General features: G+C 40.4%; 19 protein-coding genes. 4 read left to right on the top strand and 15 right to left on the bottom strand.

Annotated features, from left to right (window positions below):
* Nucleotides 1-14: 14 nt before the first annotated feature.
* Complete coding sequence (locus tag ED622_RS04495) at nt 15-1,646, top strand: alpha-glucosidase (RefSeq protein WP_122032732.1); 1,632 nt, start codon at nt 15-17, stop codon at nt 1,644-1,646.
* Nucleotides 1,647-1,758: 112 nt separating this feature from the next.
* On the opposite strand, the gene ED622_RS04490 is transcribed toward ED622_RS04495, so the two are convergent.
* Genes ED622_RS04490 through ED622_RS04460 form a run of 7 tightly spaced genes read right to left on the bottom strand, consistent with a single transcriptional unit; the run spans nt 1,759 to nt 8,289 of the window.
* The gene (locus ED622_RS04490; RefSeq protein WP_122032731.1) at nt 1,759-2,562 is read right to left on the bottom strand and encodes a LytTR family DNA-binding domain-containing protein; all 804 of its coding nucleotides are present in this window, start codon (nt 2,560-2,562) and stop codon (nt 1,759-1,761) included.
* On the bottom strand, nt 2,559-3,620 hold the full coding sequence (locus tag ED622_RS04485; RefSeq protein ID WP_371413419.1) for a sensor histidine kinase: 1,062 nt from the start codon (nt 3,618-3,620) through the stop codon (nt 2,559-2,561). The genes ED622_RS04490 and ED622_RS04485 overlap by 4 nt, the downstream gene beginning before the upstream one ends.
* On the bottom strand, nt 3,620-4,876 hold the full coding sequence (locus ED622_RS04480; protein WP_122032730.1) for a hypothetical protein: 1,257 nt from the start codon (nt 4,874-4,876) through the stop codon (nt 3,620-3,622). Before ED622_RS04480 ends, ED622_RS04485 begins: the two co-directional genes overlap by 1 nt.
* Nucleotides 4,877-4,878: 2 nt before the next feature.
* The gene (locus ED622_RS04475) at nt 4,879-5,661 is read right to left on the bottom strand and encodes an outer membrane lipoprotein-sorting protein (protein ID WP_371413428.1); all 783 of its coding nucleotides are present in this window, start codon (nt 5,659-5,661) and stop codon (nt 4,879-4,881) included.
* A gap of 31 nt (nt 5,662-5,692) precedes the next feature.
* Nucleotides 5,693-6,961, bottom strand: a complete 1,269-nt coding sequence (locus tag ED622_RS04470; RefSeq protein WP_122032728.1) for an ABC transporter permease — start codon at nt 6,959-6,961, stop codon at nt 5,693-5,695.
* The gene (locus ED622_RS04465) at nt 6,949-7,632 is read right to left on the bottom strand and encodes an ABC transporter ATP-binding protein (protein WP_122032727.1); all 684 of its coding nucleotides are present in this window, start codon (nt 7,630-7,632) and stop codon (nt 6,949-6,951) included. The genes ED622_RS04470 and ED622_RS04465 overlap by 13 nt, the downstream gene beginning before the upstream one ends.
* A gap of 9 nt (nt 7,633-7,641) precedes the next feature.
* On the bottom strand, nt 7,642-8,289 hold the full coding sequence (locus ED622_RS04460) for a hypothetical protein (RefSeq protein ID WP_122032726.1): 648 nt from the start codon (nt 8,287-8,289) through the stop codon (nt 7,642-7,644).
* A 199-nt stretch (nt 8,290-8,488) separates the two neighbouring features.
* Here ED622_RS04460 and ED622_RS04455 point away from each other — a divergent pair, with 199 nt between their 5' ends.
* A complete protein-coding gene (locus tag ED622_RS04455) occupies nt 8,489-8,983 on the top strand; it encodes a GNAT family N-acetyltransferase (protein WP_105055832.1) in 495 nt (164 codons plus the stop codon).
* Nucleotides 8,984-9,082: 99 nt separating this feature from the next.
* On the opposite strand, the gene ED622_RS04450 is transcribed toward ED622_RS04455, so the two are convergent.
* From ED622_RS04450 to ED622_RS04435, 4 genes are all read right to left on the bottom strand, one after another.
* A complete protein-coding gene (locus ED622_RS04450) occupies nt 9,083-9,352 on the bottom strand; it encodes a DksA/TraR family C4-type zinc finger protein (protein ID WP_122032725.1) in 270 nt (89 codons plus the stop codon).
* Nucleotides 9,353-9,529: 177 nt separating this feature from the next.
* A complete protein-coding gene (locus tag ED622_RS04445) occupies nt 9,530-10,534 on the bottom strand; it encodes a glycosyl transferase family protein (protein WP_122032724.1) in 1,005 nt (334 codons plus the stop codon).
* Nucleotides 10,535-10,656: 122 nt separating this feature from the next.
* Entirely contained in the window at nt 10,657-11,682 is a 1,026-nt protein-coding gene (locus ED622_RS04440; RefSeq protein WP_122032723.1) for a DUF2955 domain-containing protein, read from the bottom strand.
* Nucleotides 11,683-11,695: 13 nt separating this feature from the next.
* Nucleotides 11,696-12,763, bottom strand: a complete 1,068-nt coding sequence (locus ED622_RS04435) for an HlyD family secretion protein (RefSeq protein WP_122032722.1) — start codon at nt 12,761-12,763, stop codon at nt 11,696-11,698.
* A gap of 115 nt (nt 12,764-12,878) precedes the next feature.
* Between ED622_RS04435 and ED622_RS04430 the strand changes: the two genes are divergently transcribed.
* On the top strand, nt 12,879-13,760 hold the full coding sequence (locus ED622_RS04430; RefSeq protein ID WP_122032721.1) for a LysR family transcriptional regulator: 882 nt from the start codon (nt 12,879-12,881) through the stop codon (nt 13,758-13,760).
* A 74-nt stretch (nt 13,761-13,834) separates the two neighbouring features.
* Here ED622_RS04430 and bioD read toward each other — a convergent pair whose 3' ends face one another.
* The 4 genes from bioD to bioB are packed head-to-tail and all read right to left on the bottom strand — an operon-like array spanning nt 13,835 to nt 17,524.
* A complete protein-coding gene (bioD, locus tag ED622_RS04425) occupies nt 13,835-14,515 on the bottom strand; it encodes a dethiobiotin synthase (RefSeq protein ID WP_122032720.1) in 681 nt (226 codons plus the stop codon).
* Nucleotides 14,508-15,329: a malonyl-ACP O-methyltransferase BioC gene (bioC, locus tag ED622_RS04420; protein ID WP_122032719.1), complete on the bottom strand. Its 822-nt coding sequence runs from the start codon at nt 15,327-15,329 to the stop codon at nt 14,508-14,510. Before bioC ends, bioD begins: the two co-directional genes overlap by 8 nt.
* 7 nt (nt 15,330-15,336) lie before the next feature.
* Nucleotides 15,337-16,488, bottom strand: a complete 1,152-nt coding sequence (bioF, locus tag ED622_RS04415; protein WP_122032718.1) for an 8-amino-7-oxononanoate synthase — start codon at nt 16,486-16,488, stop codon at nt 15,337-15,339.
* On the bottom strand, nt 16,472-17,524 hold the full coding sequence (gene bioB, locus ED622_RS04410; protein WP_045104076.1) for a biotin synthase BioB: 1,053 nt from the start codon (nt 17,522-17,524) through the stop codon (nt 16,472-16,474). Before bioB ends, bioF begins: the two co-directional genes overlap by 17 nt.
* Nucleotides 17,525-17,684: 160 nt before the next feature.
* Between bioB and bioA the strand changes: the two genes are divergently transcribed.
* Nucleotides 17,685-18,965: an adenosylmethionine--8-amino-7-oxononanoate transaminase gene (gene bioA / locus ED622_RS04405; protein WP_122032717.1), complete on the top strand. Its 1,281-nt coding sequence runs from the start codon at nt 17,685-17,687 to the stop codon at nt 18,963-18,965.
* Nucleotides 18,966-18,982 lie beyond the last annotated feature (17 nt).

Below are 18,982 nucleotides of genomic sequence, written 5' to 3'. Positions count from 1 at the left end.
TATTGGATATCAAGATGGAAAAACGTTGGTGGCATAACAGTGTGGTATATCAAATTTACCCACGTAGCTTTTGCGATTCAAATAATGATGGCATTGGTGATTTACAAGGCATTATCAGCAAACTCGATTACTTAACCACCCTTGGTATCGACGTTATTTGGCTCTCTCCTGTTTATCAGTCACCAATGGATGATAACGGTTACGATATCTCTGATTATCAAGCTATTGCTGCTGAGTTTGGCAGCATGGATGATATGCGTGAGTTAATGCAAAAAGCGGAACAACGTGGCATTAAAATCGTCATGGATTTAGTGGTGAACCATACTTCTGATGAACACCCTTGGTTTGTTGAAGCGAAAAATAACAAAGACAGTAAATACCGTGATTTTTATATCTGGCGTGATGCGAGTGACAACGGAGAAGCGCCAAGTGATTTAGGCTCAATCTTCGGTGGCACTGCATGGGAATGGGACGAGGAAAATCAGCAATACTATTTCCATTTATTTTCAAAACGTCAGCCAGATTTAAACTGGGAGAACCCTGCTGTTCATCAAAAAGTATTTGATATGATGAACTGGTGGATTGACCAAGGTATTGGTGGCTTCCGCTTAGATGTGATTGATCTCATTGGCAAAGAGATCGATAAGAAGATCACAGGAAACGGCGAGCGTCTACACCCACTTCTTCAACAGATGAATCAAGCGACGTTTGGCAATAAAGACCTATTAACCGTGGGTGAAACCTGGGATGCCACGCCAGAAACGGCACAGCTTTATAGCAACCCTGCTCGTAATGAGCTATCAATGGTATTTCAATTTGAGCACATTACTCTGCTATGGGAAGACGGCGATAAGTGGAAACCAAAACCGTTAGATCTTAATGCCTTTAAGCAAGTGATGATCAAATGGCAGCTTGAACTGAGTAATAACGGCTGGAACTCTCTGTTTTGGAATAACCATGATTTGCCTCGTGTTGTCTCTAAATACGGGTGTGATGGTCAATATCGTGTTGAATCAGCGAAGATGTTAGCAACAACGTTACACCTACTAAAAGGCACACCCTATATCTTCCAAGGTGAAGAGATTGGTATGACAAACGTGGCCTTTGATACCTTAGATGAGTACAAAGACATTGAAACGCTGAATTTCTACAAGGTAAAAACCGGATCAGGCGTCAGTCATGAAACTATGATGAAAGGCATTCATGCCAATAGCCGTGATAATGCACGTACTCCAATGCATTGGGATAATTCTGCGCATGCTGGTTTTACTCAAGGTACGCCTTGGATCTCATTGAACCCAAATTTTCCACAGATAAACGTGGCTGCGGCTTTAGAAGATACTGACTCAATTTTCTATCATTACCAAAAGCTGATTGCTCTGAGAAAACAGAATCCTGTGATTGTGTACGGTGATTTTATTCCACTGTTTGAAGGTCATCCTGCTGTATTTGCTTATGAGCGTAAAAATGAAGATCAACATTTAGTGGTACTAAATAACTTTACTGCTGAGCCTCAGACGTTAATTTTACCTGAACATTTAATGGATAAAGAAGTCGAGTGCTTAATTGCTAATCTAGACTCTGTCACTCATTTTGGCTCACAACTAACGCTTACACCATATCAAAGTATTGTGGTAACACTGTAAGATCATCGAGACTATTGAACCAACCTGTAACGCCCTATTTCTTTTCTATTATTTAGATCTGCTGTTGGAATGGGGCGTTACCTCCATCAATTTAATCAATTCACTCTTTAATCTACATCCCTTTAAATAAACTTTGCGCACTGCGGCTAACAGGTAGCTTTGACTCTCCAATGTGCACATGTAAATGGCCTAACAGATCCTTTTTCACTTTATCTATTTGAGCGACATTCACAATGCTTGAGCGATGAATATGCCAAAAATGATCAGGATTTATCTTCTGTTGTAATTCTTTAAGCGAACAGCGGATCAAATATTCGGTAACTTTATTGCCTGCCTGCTGTGCATAAACAGAAACGTATTTATCTTCCGCCTTAAAATAGAGGACATCAGAGACCGAAAGCAAGTGTAACTCCTCTCCCCGATACGCTTTAATCCAACTTAAATATTCTGGTTTTTGCTGTGCTGATAGCTGCTGAATTTGAGCAAACAGATCACTTAATGCCCCTTGATCTTGTTTTGAATCAGAATCTCTAGATTGCTGACCCACTCTCTGTTTTAATTTTTGACACGTGGCATCTAATCTTGCTTCAGAAATTGGTTTTAACACATAATCTATTGCATTGTTTTCAAACGCTTTAACGGCAAATTCATCATAAGCCGTAATAAAAGCAACCATTGGTGCTGTTGCTGATTTTTGTAATTGTGAGGCCAGAGTCATGCCGTCTAATTCTGGCATTTTAATATCAAGAAAGGCAATATCTGGTTGGTGCTGCTCTATTGCTTCAAGCGCTTCTTTACCATTACTACACACTGCAACAATCTCTAGCTCAAGCCAAAGGTCAGACAGCATTTTTTCCAAATGGAATCGTAATAAAGGCTCATCATCGGCAATAATGGCGGTCATCAATTTACTCATGAATATTCCCTATTTAGTTGAGCCAATTTCTCCAATGGAATAGAAAGTTCAGCGTCTACGCCACCCTCTTCATTCTCTATTATCATGATAGAAGCAGTACCATCGAATAGGTTATGCAAACGCTGCTTGATGTTATTCAAACTCATTCCATTTCCTTTGGTTGATGTCATTTGTTCTAAGCCTAAACCATTATCAGAAATTGACACCTTGAATCTATTATCTTGCTGCTTAAACATGATAACAACCTTACCTCCTTTTGCTTGTGGCTCTATACCATGAGTAATCGCGTTTTCAACCAGAGGCTGAATGAGTAAAGGAGGCAGCGAAATTGTTCCACTCAGTTGGTTCTCAATCTCATACGTTAAACGCTCACCTAAACGGATCTGTTGAATTGATAAATACGCACTTAATAATTCTACTTCTTGTTCTAGCGTAATTAGAGGGTTACGATTTGTTTTTAGGGTGCCTCGAAGTAAGTCCGTTAATTTCTCCAACATCAATTTGGCTTTATCACTGTCTAATTCGATTAACGCACTAATGTTAGCTAAGGTATTGAACAAGAAATGAGGTTCTATTTGGCTTTGAAGTTGGCTTAATTGACTTAATGCTAATGCTTTTTCTTGCTCTAATTGCTTGCGCTTAGAGATCTCTAATGCTTGCTCTGCCTGCAACGTTTTCTCTGTGGCGTGAAAGTAATAAAAACAGATCCCGGTAAATATCAATCCTAATAATACGATCGGCTGTAATGCTTCTAAAGTTGCAAAATCGTCGTATTTATTTAACCACAAAGAGGCGTGAAATGTGCCTAAAGCAAGAGATAACACCATAGCAATAACGGTCGAATATGCTTTTTTAAGTGTCGGTAAAAACCACTCTAAGGCGAATGAACATAACACGGCACTGTAGCCATAACCAAAACTAATAAGAACGTGTTCATAAAAAGGAGATGGCCAAATATTACTCGTCATCATGGCGATAATAAGACAAAACACAGTCGTAATCGCTAGGCTTTTTACTAACTGAATCGCTACTTCTTTTTGCTTATTTATCACTACCATTAAAATCGTCCTTTTAGATTCAATAACAGCATATGCTTATCGGGTAAATTTGCATACGCTGAATCATCCGAACCTGTTAAAAAACGTGCGGCAAGTTCCATTTCAATACTGGAATCACCCGAGTCATGCAGCAAATAATTTAACCACTGCGTTGCTATCACGCCATTATCTTCTGGTGAGTAAAGCACATCAAATGTTGGGGTAAATTGACTTAACCATGAGATATCTCGGCTCCATTCCCATGTTGACCATGCGTTAGGATCTAAGCTCCAATGAAACATCATGTTATGTTGAACCATATTCGCCTGATTAAAGCCCTGTTGATACGACGGTGTTGCCACAGTAAGTGCATTTTTCCAATCACTTTTACCCCACGCTCGGCTGTCATACCAGTATTCTAAAACGATACTATTTCCCACATCATTTGCCCACGTAAACCCGACTAAGGCTTGATATGCATTTTCTTCTTTTTCTAAAGTGACAGGGTAAAGTGTGATATTTGACTGCTCATAAGAAAGATACTTTGATTGATATACCGCTGAGCCATGAAACTCCCACGCGGCATCAAGCACAGTAACAACACTCGCACCCAATAGCCCCTGTCGAACATCGTCATAATAAGCAACCCATTGGTATTCGGTATCTCCCACTAACGCATAACGTCTTATTCCTATCCCTTGTTGTTCGCTTTGCTCTTCTAACTCACTCCCTTCTTGCTGAGTCCATGACGAATCGGTATAAATTAATGACCACTCGCCTTGATTATCAAAATAGGATACCGAAGCTACGCCTGCTCCTTCTTCTACTTGAATTCCGACTGGATTACGACGATATGGCGTGAATATATCAAGAGGGCGATAACCATAACCAACACCCCAATCGACTCTAACTTTACCTAGTTGTAAATCTAATGATGTATTGGAAATATCAACACTACTTTGCCAAAATAGTTCACTGACAATTAGCTCAGCTTCTGCGCTTTTATCTTGAGACTCAAGATTTGAATAATAATAGAGATCATTACCTTTCAGTGCCACCACCGCATTCCAATCTTGGTAGCCAATCTGAACATCTAATAAACCATTGAATGACTCTTGATGCTCGTTATCTGTCATCAAAGAGAAAACCGTTTCTCTTTGTTGAACCGTTTCAGCACTAAGCATCCAATCCCATTCGAAAGTCATCTCTGAAGATTGAGAGCAAAAAGAAGCCAACCAAGTACCGCACAATAATATCCATTTCACCCGAGGTTTCATGATCACAAATCCAACTGCTTGGTACGTGACAGATAAGCAGGGTTGTAATATTTATCCGCAATCTCTGTTGGCACTATTTCTTTGTATTCAATGACGGTTTTTTGATTGGTTTGGATTTGATCGTTTAATACCATTGAGATAACTTTGGTTTCACCTTCTCTAAGCCCTTTAATAAACCACGCTTCTTTCGCCATTTTTCCTGAACGTAGATAGAGATCGGCTTTAATTGGAAAATGAGTCCCCTGCTCTAGCCATAAATCAATGGTGAAATAACTCGCGCCTTTAGTAATGGCATTCAGTTTAAGTTTTTCAGCTTGTACCTGCTTCCCATTCTCTAATTTTAGTCCCTCACTTGCTTGCCATTGCCCTTGATAATCTTCGCTCCAAGTGAGGGTTGAAATGTCACCTACCGATGCTTCTCCCAATAATTTTTGCATTGGTGTAATACGGATTGGTCGGCGGCTTTTAGGCATTAATAACCAATAATTATCGCCTAACATCAGCATCTTTTGCCCAGCTTCGACTTGAGAATTAAACAGCACTAATGATTCTCTATTTTCTCGCATATACACCGTGTATTGACGTTTTTTATCTAGCTCATCATTTTTATATAGCAATACTTCTGATACGACTTTTGCAGCTGCGTTATCTAGTCGATAATCATCAGCAGCCTTAATCATTTGTTCCACTTGGCTATGATTAATCCCGATTTTTTGCTGATTCTTTTGTTGAGTAAGCTCTGATTGAGATAACTCTGTCGCGGCCACTGAAAAATGAAGCCCCATAAATAAGCAGAACGTAGATAATAATTTTAATTTAGACATAGATAAGCGCCTCCGTAATGGGTTTTCTTACGCCTTTTCGAGCAGACAAATACGCTGCAAGTAAACAAATACCCATCACACCAATGCCTGCATAAACAACCAACTCAAATGAGAAGTAAATATTAAGTGGGTAACCATCGGTTCTTCCTGGTGGTGGTGGCATTTGAACATCAACAATCATTAACAATATCGTGGTAATTGCCGTCGTGATTGCACCAAATAGCACTCCAATGATGGCAAGTAAGCCCGCTTCTCGTAAGAATGAATTGATAATTTCATTTGGGTAGCTTCCCAGTGCGGATAAGGTACCAATTTCACGTGTTCGCTCAGTCACGGACATTGTCATGGTGTTAAACAAGGCCACAAAAACCACCAATCCCATCACAAAACCCATCACACCGAAGATAAGATCGTAAAGATCTTTCACTTTATTGTAGAAAAACGCTCTCTCTTGCCATGGTGTGATCTCAATATCTTGCTCTAGTGACATCGATTTTAGGTCATCATCCAATCGTTGATGTATCAGAGCTGTTTTCTCTGTATCAAATAGAAACACCGACAATGTGCTCACTTTCTCTGAAATCAATAGCTCTTGAGCTGAGTCAATGTGAATATACAGTTGACGTTTATCTAATTCTGGAACCCCTGTTGAATAAGTTCCATGTACTTTAAAATCAAACGCATTCAATGCCCCCTCACTGGTCGTTGCCAGTAAAGTTACCCAATCACCGATACCCACGTTTAGGTTTTTGGCGAGATCCACTCCAAGCATGATCTCAGGCTCCATCACGTCATATCGACTCGATGTAATATCCGTTAAGGTTTTTCCTGATCTCATATCTAGAAATGGACCTTTCATGTCAAACTCACGATCGTTGACACCGGTTCCCATGAATATAGTCGATTTGCTCCCGTTAGAGATTAACCCTGTGAAATCGATCCTTGGTTGAACTCCACGAACCTCATCGTGCTTCATTAGATCACGAGTTAATTGCGAAATATCAGAAAGACCATTACTAAGGGGCATCTCTTCATCACTTTCAAAGTAACCCGGCTGACTTAGGGTAAGGTGGCCTGTGTCTCTTGCCGTCGATTCTTTGAGTGAGTCATAAGTATACAATCCAAAACCACCCGCACTGGTTAATGCAAACACCGCAATGGTAATGATTAAAATCGAAAGTGCGCTACGGCGGCCATTTCGTAATAAATTAAGCCACGCGAGACGCAATGAATAAGGAAATAATGAGATTAACTTGCCCATGAAACTGTCTCCTTATTTATGGTGCCATCAAGTAAATTAATGCAGGCATCACAATGCTGTGCCATGCGATAATCATGCGTCGCAATAATAAAGGTGGTTCCCATTTCTTTGCCTAACGCTTTCATAATATCAATCACTTTTTCTGCGGTATGGCTATCTAAACTGGCCGTTGGTTCATCGGCAATGACTAAACTTGGCTTATGAACCAACGCACGAGCAATGGCGACGCGCTGTTGCTGTCCGCCAGAAAGGTTATCTGGACGGTGGTGAATAAAATCGCCAAGACCTACTTTTTCTAACATTTCAGTGGCTAAGCGTTTTTGATCTTCTCGACTGTAGCCATTTAAATGCAGCGGATAGGCAACGTTCTCTAAAGCGGTCATCACTGGCACTAAATTAAAGCGTTGAAATACAAAACCTAACTTGTGACGACGTAACGTGGCCGCTTTAATGGGATCTTTAGGATACGCTTTTCCATCCATTCTGATCTTGCCTTTATAATCCATATCTAACAAACCAAGTATATTGAGTAGAGTACTTTTTCCGGAGCCTGATGGGCCACACAGAGCCACCATGCTGCCTTTAATAATAAAGCCCTCTACCTTTTTCAACGCAGCTACGTCTTGAGAGCCCAATTGATATGTTTTTTCTATGCTACTAAAACTAATCATTGTCCTCTCCTAATTTTTAGCACTAATAAGTGCTTGTGCTTTTATTGATTCAGGGTGATTTTTATCTCGCTCAATCATGACTGCTATCCATTGATTTGATTGATTTATATCATCAGCACGAAGCGCTGCTTGCACTGCATAACCATATACCCAAGCAGTGGCTTGATAAGGTTGCTGTTGAAAATCAGGTTCAGATAAAAGAGCTAAATAAAGATCATAGCCGCGCTCAAAATGATTAAACATATCAGGCAATTGTGAATAAGTTGCTGCCGCTAAAGCACGGGTGAGATAAGAATTAGGAAGACCAGACACAACGGGTTGATCTTCAATTGGAGTGGTTTCCGTAGCAAGTAGATTTAGACCTTTGCCAATTTTAGCTAACCCTTGTTCAACGTATTTCATTGCTGTCCAAGGCATCATTGCATCTCGACCTTTTAGAGTTTCTGCGCTGCCAAGATAAACGAGTGTTAATGGCGTTGCACCTTCAGTTTGAATCAATTGTTCAAAACGTTCATAAGCTGATTCAACAAGATCTTCATCGCCTGCTGCCGCTTGGTTATATACCGCAATATCTTTATCCGTTAATGCCGCCTGCGTGGAGAAAGTCATCACACTCATTAATAAGCTAAATACTAGTGTCGTTAATTTATGTTTCATTAGGTTGGCCTTAGTTAATCTGTGGTCCTTTTTGATGTTTACAGATTAGCTAAGGTAAAAATGAAAAACAGGAAGATGCGACGAATGGTAAATAACAGGAATAAACGGTAATTATTAGATTCAAATGGGATCAGTGCTTGTCATCGAAGATGATTCTGGTTAAGTTAAGTGTATGTTTATTAGGCAAAGGATGCAGGTAATGGAAATAATAATTCGCCCAACAGAATTAAAAGACATTGATGGTTTATGTGAGTTGTATAATCAACCACAAGCTCAGGCGCAAACACTTCAACTGCCACTCCCATCTCCTGCTCTCTGGGAAAAACGCATTTCAAGCAAACCTGATAACGTCTATAGCTATGTTGCCCTTATTGATAACAAGGTTGTAGGTAATATTGGTTTTGAACAAGTGACACATCCTAGGACTCGTCATGTTGCTCATTTTGGAATGGGCGTTCACGATGATTATCATGGACGTGGTATTGGTAGTAAGCTAATTGAAACCGTTTTAGAACTTGCTGATAATTGGCTTAATGTTCGCCGTATTGAGATTGACGCGTTTGTAGATAACCACGCGGCGCTTTCTCTGTATAAAAAATTCGGGTTTGTGATTGAAGGTGAAGCCATTGATTCTGCGTTTAGACAGGGTGAGTACGTAAATACCTATTTCTTGGCACGTATCAATCGTAAATAGCCTCTCTTTATTTATTCAAAACCATTTCTCAGTAATAGTATGGCGAAGTATGATACTTCGCCATTGTTATACCAATGCAGATCTAGACAGTAACCATTGCTATCGTAATTGACTGTCTTTACTTGCTCTGCGGTTGTAAGCGCTGAATGCTTTTTCACGTGTATCTTCTTTAGATTGACATTCCACACACAACTCAACGCCTGGGATGATTTTACGTCGACCTTCAGGGATCTGCTCACCACATTCAAGACAATAATCTGTCTCATTATGTTCATGGTTAAGGTGTGCTCTCGCACGATTAATTGCATCAGTAACAGTGGCATCAATTTGTTCTTGTACGCCACCATCTCTTGTAAATCCATTAGCCATAATGGTCTCCAAATATATGATTGACTAGGAGAACATTATCGATTATTAACTGTGTTTTGATAATAGAGCTAAATGTGAATTACTATTACACTGATGTAATAAACTAAATTATTATAATTATAAAAAAGCCGCAACGATAAAGTTACGGCTTAACAGATTCATTTGCTTAATAAAGAGTTAATCGAGTGTGTTTACATACTCTTCCCAATATTGAGTAGCAAGCTTAATCGCCTCTGCTCTTGGATAGTTCTCTTCACGTTTATTTGCCCATAAAACATTAGCGACATTAAAAATAACGGTGTTCGCCATTAGCTGTAACTGCTCGGGTTTAGTCCCTAACAAACAAATTTGAGGGATTGGTAAATCTTCAATTAATGCCTCTTCCCAATACAGCTCTTCACATACCCCTTTTGATGCACACCATAGAGACTGGCTAACTTTAGGATTAAATTCAGATTCTCCGCCCATGCCTTTAAAGCACAGTGCCAATTCTGAGCAATCTTCTGTCGCTTGTTGTAAACGAGATTCAGCTTCACCGTGTAATTGTGGTAAACCTGGATGAAAGCTTCCACGTAATGAAATTGGAGCTGATGCCGGGTTTAACATACGCGCACAGGTATTCGCAGGGGTACGCAGACCATACTCATGTTGCCATAACAGCATGGTTTCTACTTGAGGGGCGTAAACCGATAGCGGTAAATATGCGATATTACCCTCATCTAATGCTTTTTGTGTCTCTGCAATACTTGAACAGCGAGGGATATTTAGTTTATCAATCACTTGAGATACGTGTTCACGTGTGCTGCCCAGTTGTAAGTGGCCATGAAGTAATACTCTAAATCCTTTGTTCGCTAGAATTTGTGCTGCGTATAACTGCCATGATGGACCTTGAACCTGACGCTTACCGGCAAAACACGCCCAATCAATACCAACGTTAAGCTCTTTTAGCTCTGGTGTTTGTTCGTTACGAATAAATTCACGAATAGCAGTGGTAAAGCCGCTGATCTCCTCAACCGTTTCGTTTTGAACTCGGATAAGCATCATCAGCATTGCCATTTTGTCACTAGAGACTTCACCGGCAAGATATTCTTTCATTACTTGATAAGCTTGATCAAAACTAAGTGGCTTACGGCTTCGCTCACCACGACCGACGGTTCTAATGCATTCTATAATTGAGCTCATGACTGTCCTTGTTATTTCTTTATAATTTTCAACTACACAGACGTTATCACATAAACAAAAAAAGCCAAGAGGTTCGTAACAATGTACCAACCTCTTGGCTTATTATCTAATAATTCAAATTGTTAGTGAGCCTTTTCTTCTCGCTCAACCCCTCGGAAAAAGACAGGAAACTGTTTAATTAACCGATAGCAGACCCAAATTAATATGCTGGTTATAATCACCGCCACCACAATAGATGATACTCGGTATAAAATAGCAAAAAATGCATCTTTTTGGCCGGGGATCACGCCTGTTATTGGAATGGTTAAGGCCGCCATTGCTGAGAATCCAACTCCCTTCATGATTGGATTTTCACTGGCTAACCATTTACAGAAATAGCCTGAGGCAATTGCAAAACTTAGAATGTATAAAATTGGATTATCATACAGATCATAAAGTATCAATTGCATCGCCATCGCAGCTAAACAGCCTAAGATAGTCCCTACGATACGAATTCGAGCCATCATCAATGAGCCAACGAGTGTCATTGGAGAGAGCATGATAAGCATTGAAGCTTGGGCTGATAATGAATCATTTAATGTACCGATTTCAAATATCAAAAATACAATCATAGCAACCATCCAGCCCAATGCCGTTTGTTCTAGCATCTCTCGTGGATCTTTGCTCTCGCCTTCTACTTTTAAAATCGGTGCATTACTGTCAATAGGATCAGGAAACAGATAGAAAGCTAAAGCACAAATAGGGATCACCATAATGGCTGCAACCCACGCCCCTACAATGAAGTTTTCTAAATCAAATGTCACATACGATCCAAAATTCAATAAAATTGAACCTACTAATAAGCCAGTGTAGCCGAATAAGTAACTCGCTTTATAGTGCATTGCGTGGCATTTAAATAGCAGCATAATGCCAACAGCTACGGTCATCAATAGTGGATATGGTTGTAAAAAACCGACAATTAATACCACTTGAATACTCACCCAAACGACACTGACAACCAACTGGATGAACATTCCCCAATTCCAACGATTCAGGTTAGATAAAATAAACAGTGGTAGCAGAGTTCCGAACATACCGTTTGACCAACCAAATACCGTACACATTGCAAAGCCTAGAACACAACCAAACCATATCCGTAATGCTTTCATATCAACATTCCACCTAGTATATGTAATGTAGATAGCTGATCATGGTAATTAAGCTATGACCAATGTAATCAATGACGGCATTGCCTGACGTATAAATAATAACGGTTGCTCGCGAGCCAACAAATAATCGTGGTGAAATAGCCTCTTCGCTAATTAAATTCACTCGTACACGTTGGGCATCACGAACCCAGCGATTACTGACTTCTACGCTGCTCAATTGACCATTGGCTTTTTGTTGGGCAGAAGCAACCCCATAATCGCGGCTCTCTACCAATAATGGAAACACTTCACCCGGCAGTGCATCATAAGCCACTTCAGCATACATTCCTTTATTCATCTCTGAAGTCGCTTTCTCACGATAATCTGCGGAGATCCACAGTGAATCGGTTGGAATAAACGTCAGTAATGGCTGATTAGCATTGGCAAACAAACCGACATGCAACTGCATATTGGTAATTATCCCCTCACTTTGCGCTATTACTTGAGTATTTTCTAAATTCAGCAACGCTTGTTTTAAGGCATTTTTTGCAGAAAGTACGGCACTACTTTGGCCATCTCCTTTACCTAGTTTAACTTCCAATGCGTGTAACTTTTGCTTTGAAGCCATAAAATTGGCAGCGGCTTGGTCACGCTTAGTGACAGCAGAATCTAAGCCTGATGCTGATACTGCCCCTGATTTGGCTAGTCGCTTAATACGGTGATATTCACGGTTCGCATTATCTGCCGTTACTTGAGTCGTTTTAACATTTGAGCGTGCCGCTTCGATATCCGCCACTAATGACGCTTCTTGCTCTCTTGCTTGAGCTAATCCAATTTCGGCTTTTTGAACGGCCAATTGATATTTTTCATCATCAATCTTAAACAGTAACTCGCCCTGCTTAACTAATTGATTATTTGTGTGATTAACTTCAACTACTCGACCAGACACTTCTGGTGATATTTGAACCACAAAGCCTTGCACCTTACTTTGGGTCGTTAACGGCGTTAATCTATCTGCCATCACTAAATAAGCAGTAACGAGAAGAAATAATATGATTAGGATACGCATCCATTGTTTGAATTTTTGCTCTGCAGCTTGCATAGAAGTTCTCAATAAAGTCAAAGTTGCTGTGATCTGGTTCTCATTATAGTGCGTGATTTTATTTCGAATAGATGGCAAAATAGCTCACATATGACCTAATAACAGGACAATAGATATGAGTCACCATCCAGAAAGCACCGTTTCATTTGATGATATTTACCTATTTGTTCTTATTGTTAGGCACAAGGGAATTAGCTCTGCCGCGCAATTTGCAGGATTACAGCGTTCAAAAGTCAGCCGTCGACTGCAAGAATTGGAAAAAGCCCTTGGCCATCAATTACTCATCAGAACGACAAGAGCGATTGAATTAACCCAGCAAGGAAAATGGCTATATGAGCAAACCTCGAATCCAGTCAATACCCTAGTGGATGCGAGCCGATTAATGAGAGAGCACCACTTAACACCAAGAGGTAGATTAAAAGTAGCTATCCCACCAGCCCTAGGAATGACCGAGATTTTCTCCCAGCTAATTGAACAGTATATGAAGGAGTATGCAGAGGTTAAATTGGAGATTGAGCATCATGTTCAATCATTGGATCTTCGTCGTGAAAATGTTGATCTACAAATTCTACCTAGCTATATCGAACCTTTGCATGATGACTATATTCAACAACGCTTAATTCAAATTCCTTATAGCATGGTTGCTTCTTCTGAATATTTAGCGCTTAACGGATGCCCTGATAATGTGGCTCAGTTAAACGACTTTCATCTGCTTGCTAGCCGTTATAATAAAAGCTTGCTCCCTCAAGGACTTGAATATCAATTATTTAGTGATGATCTGAATCTACTTCAACGATTAGCACTGTCAGGTAAAGGCATTGCTCTTCTGCCTTCGATCTTAATTGAAGATAAAATCAAAAATGGCCAACTCATTGAGGTCTTACCAAGAACCTCTTTTACTGATTTGACCATTACTTTAGTTTATCCAACACCCAGTTATTTACCTGAAAAAACGCGGGCGATGGTGGCCTTATTTAGAGAAACGTTTTCTAATTAACGTCAATAAAAAAGCCAACATCATGAAAGATATTGGCTTTGTTGTCTCTTAACTATTTTTTGTAACTATAGAAATTAAGCTTCTAACACATCTAAATTAATGTACTTACCCATATTTTTACGCTTAACACTTGGCATATATGGGATCTCGCCTAATTTTGGTGCTGGCATTTTATCTTCCAACATCGCGATAATCTCAGCATAATTTTCAGTACCTGGGTTTACTCGGTTTGCTACCCAACCAATGATCTCTAAACCATCATGTTGAATCGCTTCTGCCGTTAACATTGCATGACTTAAACAGCCCAATTTAATGCCTACTACTAATACAACTGGCAATTTCTCTTGTTTAACCCAAGTTGATAGGCAATCATCTTTAGAAACAGGGACACGCCAACCACCAGCGCCCTCAACTAATACTACGTCTGACTTAGCTTTTAATGCCGCTAAGCCTTGTGAAAGAACAGAATAATCAATTACAACATTCTCAGCTTTTGCTGCAATGTGTGGCGATGCAGGCAATAACAATGCGTATGGGTTTACTTCTTCATAACTTAATTCAACATTGGCTACAGAGCGTAAATGGATTGCATCAGAGTTTTGGACGCCTTCACCTTTGTCTTCAGATCCTGCTGCTACAGGTTTATATGCGGCTGTATTTAGCCCTTTCATATTTAATGCATCTAAAATCGCTTTAGAAGAAACGGTTTTACCTACATCGGTATCTGTGCCTGCAACAAAAAATGCATCAATCATTACTTATAACTCCAAAGCCTACCTGATAAGTAGCAGGTAACTTATTAAATTCATTCTTAAAAATTTGATACGCTTCTTCTACTGCTAATAGCTTTTCTTTACTCAATAAACCTGAGTGGCGACCATTAGGTAAATGCGTTGCTCCAATTCCTTTTAAATCTTTCATCAAAGCAAGAGCAGAAGAATACGTCATCTCGACTGGCGTGCAGTCTAGTGTAAAATTCTTACTGTCAGATTGCGCTAACGCAAGGTTTACCATAGATGAGGTAATAAAATCGTTAACATGTTGATATGAATCAACCTTTGACCACGCTTTTTTTAACTCAAACAGTGAGCCATTTAACAAAGTTGAAAATATAACCTTGCTTTTATTATGGGTAATTCGATTCATTTCAGCTAGCGGTACGGATAAATCCTGACACCACTGCAGTGCTAAACTAGAAATAACTACATCAAATTCATTGTTCTTAAACGGTAAATGCTCAGCATCCCCTTGAACATAACTGATGTTTATTTCACCACAGCGCTCTTTGGCTTTATCTAACATTGATTGAGACAGATCAAACGCCACCACTGTTGCACCGCGCTTCAACAGTTGTTCACTGCAATAACCCGTTCCACAACCGACATCGACTATATGCAGTCCTGACAGATCTTGAGGTAAGTAAGATAATAAGGTATCCGCCACCTGACGCTGAAATTCAGCAGAACGATCATACGTATTCGCCGCCTTACTAAACGCGGCTTGAATGGCTTGTTTCTCTTGGCTTGATGTCCAATGTGAGGTTTCTATGGCGACCGCTTGATTAACCATAACTCCATCATCCTAATTCTGTTATTGCTTGTGTAAGCTGTGTAATGTCTTGTTGCGAGTGATTGGCACTTAACGTAATTCTTAACCTCGCAGTTCCTGTTGGCACGGTAGGCGGACGAATGGCAGTTGTCCACAGTCCTTGATTTTTAAGTGCTGTGGATATCGCCATTGCAGCCCCTGTATCACCAATAATAATAGGTTTAATGGGAGTTATCGTTTTTAGTGCACCTGAAAAGCCGGCCAGTTCTGATTCAAACTGCTGACTAAGTTCACTTAGTTTTTCTCTGCGCCATTCTTGTTGTTGGATCATAAAAAGTGCATGGGATAATGCATGGGCTTGAGCAGGCGGCATTGCCGTTGAATAGACATGATGACGAGCAAATTGCGCTAAGTAATCACCACATTCTTGATTACATAGCACCGCAGCACCCGATAAACCAAACCCTTTACCAAACGTGACGACTAAAATGTCTGGTGTTACTTGATAAAAATCACAACACCCTCGGCCATTGTTACCTAACACACCACATCCGTGGGCATCATCCACCATTAACCACGCATTATTTTCTTTGGTTACTTTGACAATCTCAGACAGTGGTGATAAATCCCCATCCATACTAAAAACCCCTTCAGTAACGACCAAAAAAGGTGAACTATCAGACGTTGTTAATAATTTGGTTAAATGAGATATATCATTATGTTTAAAGCGTTTCATCGTCGCAGGTGACAATATACCCGCTTCCATTAACGAGGCATGATTAAGTTTGTCTTGCAGCAAGGTGTCGCCTTTTTCTAATAATGAAAAAAGCACCGCTTGATTAGCACTAAAACCTGAGTTAAACAGTAATGCGCAATCAAACCCAAGCCATTCAGCCAGTTGAGATTCCAAATCGGCATGAGGTTTTGAATAGCCAGTCACTAATGGCGAAGCACCACTACCACAGCCATATAAAGATAAGCCTTGTTGCCACGCTTGAGTTAACTCTTTGCTGCCAGCAAGACCAAGATAATCATTACCTGAAAAGTTAATGTAAGATTGACCATCCACCACTAATCGAGATTGATTACCTTGCTCTATTACCGTTCGAGAACGATTCAGCCCCACTTGCTTACGTTGAGTAAGGGCGGAGCTAATACGTTGATTAAACGCTTGCTTCATAAAATAAATCGTCTTTTTCAGGACGAGAAGCGACACGTTCAGCAACGCGGTCTAACAATTCATGTTCTTGAACCACATCTGGTTTCTGTGCTATTTGCTGGCTGTTTACACCTAATTTTTTAAACAGTTGCATATCACTGTCTTCATCTGGGTTTGGTGTCGTCAGTAGTTTACAACCATAGAATACCGAGTTTGCACCTGCCATAAAGCATAAGGCTTGCATCTGCTCATTCATGCTTTCACGACCTGCAGATAAACGCACGGCAGACTCAGGCATCATGATACGAGCAACCGCAATCAAACGGATAAAATCAAATGGGTCAACGTCTTCTGCATCCTCTAATGGCGTGCCTTTTACTTTTACCAGCATATTGACAGGAACAGACTCAGGATGCTGAGGAAGGTTCGCTAATTCAACAAATAGGCCGGCACGATCACTGTCACTTTCGCCCATGCCGATAATGCCACCAGAACAGATCTTCATTCCGGCATCACGAACATGAGATAACGTATCTAAACGATCTTGATACGTTCGTGTCGTAATAATGCTGCCGTAAAACTCTGGAGAGGTATCTAAATTATGGTTGTAATAGTCTAACCCTGCGCCTGATAATTCATCCGCTTGATCTGAGGTGATCATCCCTAACGTCATGCACGTCTCAAGACCCATCTCTTTAACGCCTTTGATCATATCTAACAGATAAGGCATATCACGTTCTTTTGGATTTTTCCAAGCAGCACCCATACAGAAACGGGTTGAACCTGAGTTCTTTGCTTTTTTCGCAGCATCCAAAACGCTTTCTACTTCCATTAAGCGTTCACGATCAACGTCAGTGCGGTAATGAGCACTTTGAGGGCAATATTTACAATCTTCAGGACAAGCGCCCGTTTTAATTGATAGCAGTGTACTTACTTGTACATGGTTTGTTTGTTGATACTTACGATGTACTAATTGAGCATCAAAGATTAAGTCCATAAACGGCTTATCCATCAACGCCTGTACTTCTGCTACTGTCCAGTTATGTCTCACTTCCACGTGTAAATTCCTTTCGTTAACATGCTATAACCATTGCTATTGCTAAGATCCGACCACTTTTGATTGTGCTTTTTGGTCTCGATTTATACTTGGCTAGTCTACGGTTAAACGATACACTGTCAACCTTAATGGATAGATAAAGTTTACAACTGGTGAATAAATGAACAATAGCGTCGACTTGGATTTTGACCGTCAACACATTTGGCATCCCTACACATCTACAATTAATCCGCTTTCTTGCTACCCTGTCACTCACGCGAATGGAGTTAATCTCTATTTAGAAAATGGGGCGGAATTGGTTGATGGAATGTCTTCTTGGTGGTCTACCATTCACGGTTACTGTCATCCTCACCTTAATCAAGCGCTTAAAGATCAAACCGATAAAATGGCACACGTGATGTTTGGTGGTATTACTCATCAACCTGCGGTTGATCTATGTAAAAAGTTAGTTGAACTAAGCCCTTCTCGATTAGAGCAAGTCTTTTTAGCCGATTCTGGCTCAGTCGCGGTTGAAGTTAGTTTAAAAATGGCTCTGCAATATTGGCACGCCAAAGGACAACCACGCTCAAAATTCGTGACGGTTAGACATGGATACCATGGTGATACCTTTGCCGCGATGTCGGTAACCGATCCCGATAATTCAATGCACGGTCTATATAAAGGTTTTTTACCAGAGCACCTGTTTGTTGAATCTCCGACCAGTAAATTTGGTGGTGAGTGGAACCCTGAAGATATTCTTCCTTTAGAAAAGATGCTGGCCGAACGCCATGAAGAGATCGCCGCCATGATCCTTGAGCCTATTGTTCAGGGCGCTGGCGGAATGCGTTTATACCATCCTCAATATTTAAAAGAAGTACGCCGCTTATGTGACCAATATGGTTTGCTGTTAATTTTGGATGAGATAGCAACCGGCTTTGGGCGAACAGGAAAGTTATTTGCTTGTGAACACGCCGACATTGAGCCTGACATCATGTGTATTGGTAAGGCGCTTACTGGCGGCTATATGACATTATCTGCAACACTCACCAGCAAAGTTGTTGCTGATACAGTATGCAGTGGAGACGCCGGATGCTTTATGCATGGACCAACCTTTATGGGAAATCCATTGGCCTGTGCCGTAGCCAATGCTAGTTTAGAATTGATCCAACAAGATCATTGGCAGACTCAAACTAAACAGATTGAAACCTGCTTTTCAGAATTACTGCCTCAACTTAAAAAACACGATGTGGTTGCCGATGTTCGATGGCTTGGCGCGATAGGCGTTGTGGAATTAACCACGCCTGTTGAGATGGAAAAAATACAAGCACACTTTGTCGAGCAAGGGGTTTGGATACGACCATTTGGTAAGTTAATTTATATGATGCCGCCGTTTATTTCGCAGCCTGAACACATTACTAAATTGGTTAATGCTATTGATAGTGCGTTAAATGAACTCTTCTAACTCAATGTAATTGTGTA

The sequence above is a fragment of the Aliivibrio sp. EL58 genome (assembly GCF_900312675.1).
Taxonomy (GTDB): Bacteria; Pseudomonadota; Gammaproteobacteria; order Enterobacterales; family Vibrionaceae; genus Aliivibrio.
Note: the sequence above shows the minus strand (reverse complement) of the source record. Positions and strands in the feature narration are given on the sequence as shown.

Coding starts and splice junctions, on each gene's coding strand:
- ED622_RS04455 (WP_105055832.1), top strand. CDS start 8,489: ATGGAAATAATAATTCGCCCAACAGAATTAAAAGACATTGATGGTTTA.
- bioC (WP_122032719.1), bottom strand. CDS start 15,329: ATGGTTAATCAAGCGGTCGCCATAGAAACCTCACATTGGACATCAAGC.
- ED622_RS04470 (WP_122032728.1), bottom strand. CDS start 6,961: ATGGGCAAGTTAATCTCATTATTTCCTTATTCATTGCGTCTCGCGTGG.
- ED622_RS04440 (WP_122032723.1), bottom strand. CDS start 11,682: ATGAAAGCATTACGGATATGGTTTGGTTGTGTTCTAGGCTTTGCAATG.
- ED622_RS04430 (WP_122032721.1), top strand. CDS start 12,879: ATGAGTCACCATCCAGAAAGCACCGTTTCATTTGATGATATTTACCTA.
- ED622_RS04450 (WP_122032725.1), bottom strand. CDS start 9,352: ATGGCTAATGGATTTACAAGAGATGGTGGCGTACAAGAACAAATTGAT.
- ED622_RS04435 (WP_122032722.1), bottom strand. CDS start 12,763: ATGCAAGCTGCAGAGCAAAAATTCAAACAATGGATGCGTATCCTAATC.
- bioA (WP_122032717.1), top strand. CDS start 17,685: ATGAACAATAGCGTCGACTTGGATTTTGACCGTCAACACATTTGGCAT.
- ED622_RS04490 (WP_122032731.1), bottom strand. CDS start 2,562: ATGAGTAAATTGATGACCGCCATTATTGCCGATGATGAGCCTTTATTA.
- ED622_RS04460 (WP_122032726.1), bottom strand. CDS start 8,289: ATGAAACATAAATTAACGACACTAGTATTTAGCTTATTAATGAGTGTG.
- bioD (WP_122032720.1), bottom strand. CDS start 14,515: ATGATTGATGCATTTTTTGTTGCAGGCACAGATACCGATGTAGGTAAA.
- ED622_RS04445 (WP_122032724.1), bottom strand. CDS start 10,534: ATGAGCTCAATTATAGAATGCATTAGAACCGTCGGTCGTGGTGAGCGA.
- bioF (WP_122032718.1), bottom strand. CDS start 16,488: ATGAAGCAAGCGTTTAATCAACGTATTAGCTCCGCCCTTACTCAACGT.
- ED622_RS04465 (WP_122032727.1), bottom strand. CDS start 7,632: ATGATTAGTTTTAGTAGCATAGAAAAAACATATCAATTGGGCTCTCAA.
- ED622_RS04495 (WP_122032732.1), top strand. CDS start 15: ATGGAAAAACGTTGGTGGCATAACAGTGTGGTATATCAAATTTACCCA.
- ED622_RS04480 (WP_122032730.1), bottom strand. CDS start 4,876: ATGAAACCTCGGGTGAAATGGATATTATTGTGCGGTACTTGGTTGGCT.
- ED622_RS04475 (WP_371413428.1), bottom strand. CDS start 5,661: ATGGGGCTTCATTTTTCAGTGGCCGCGACAGAGTTATCTCAATCAGAG.
- ED622_RS04485 (WP_371413419.1), bottom strand. CDS start 3,620: ATGGTAGTGATAAATAAGCAAAAAGAAGTAGCGATTCAGTTAGTAAAA.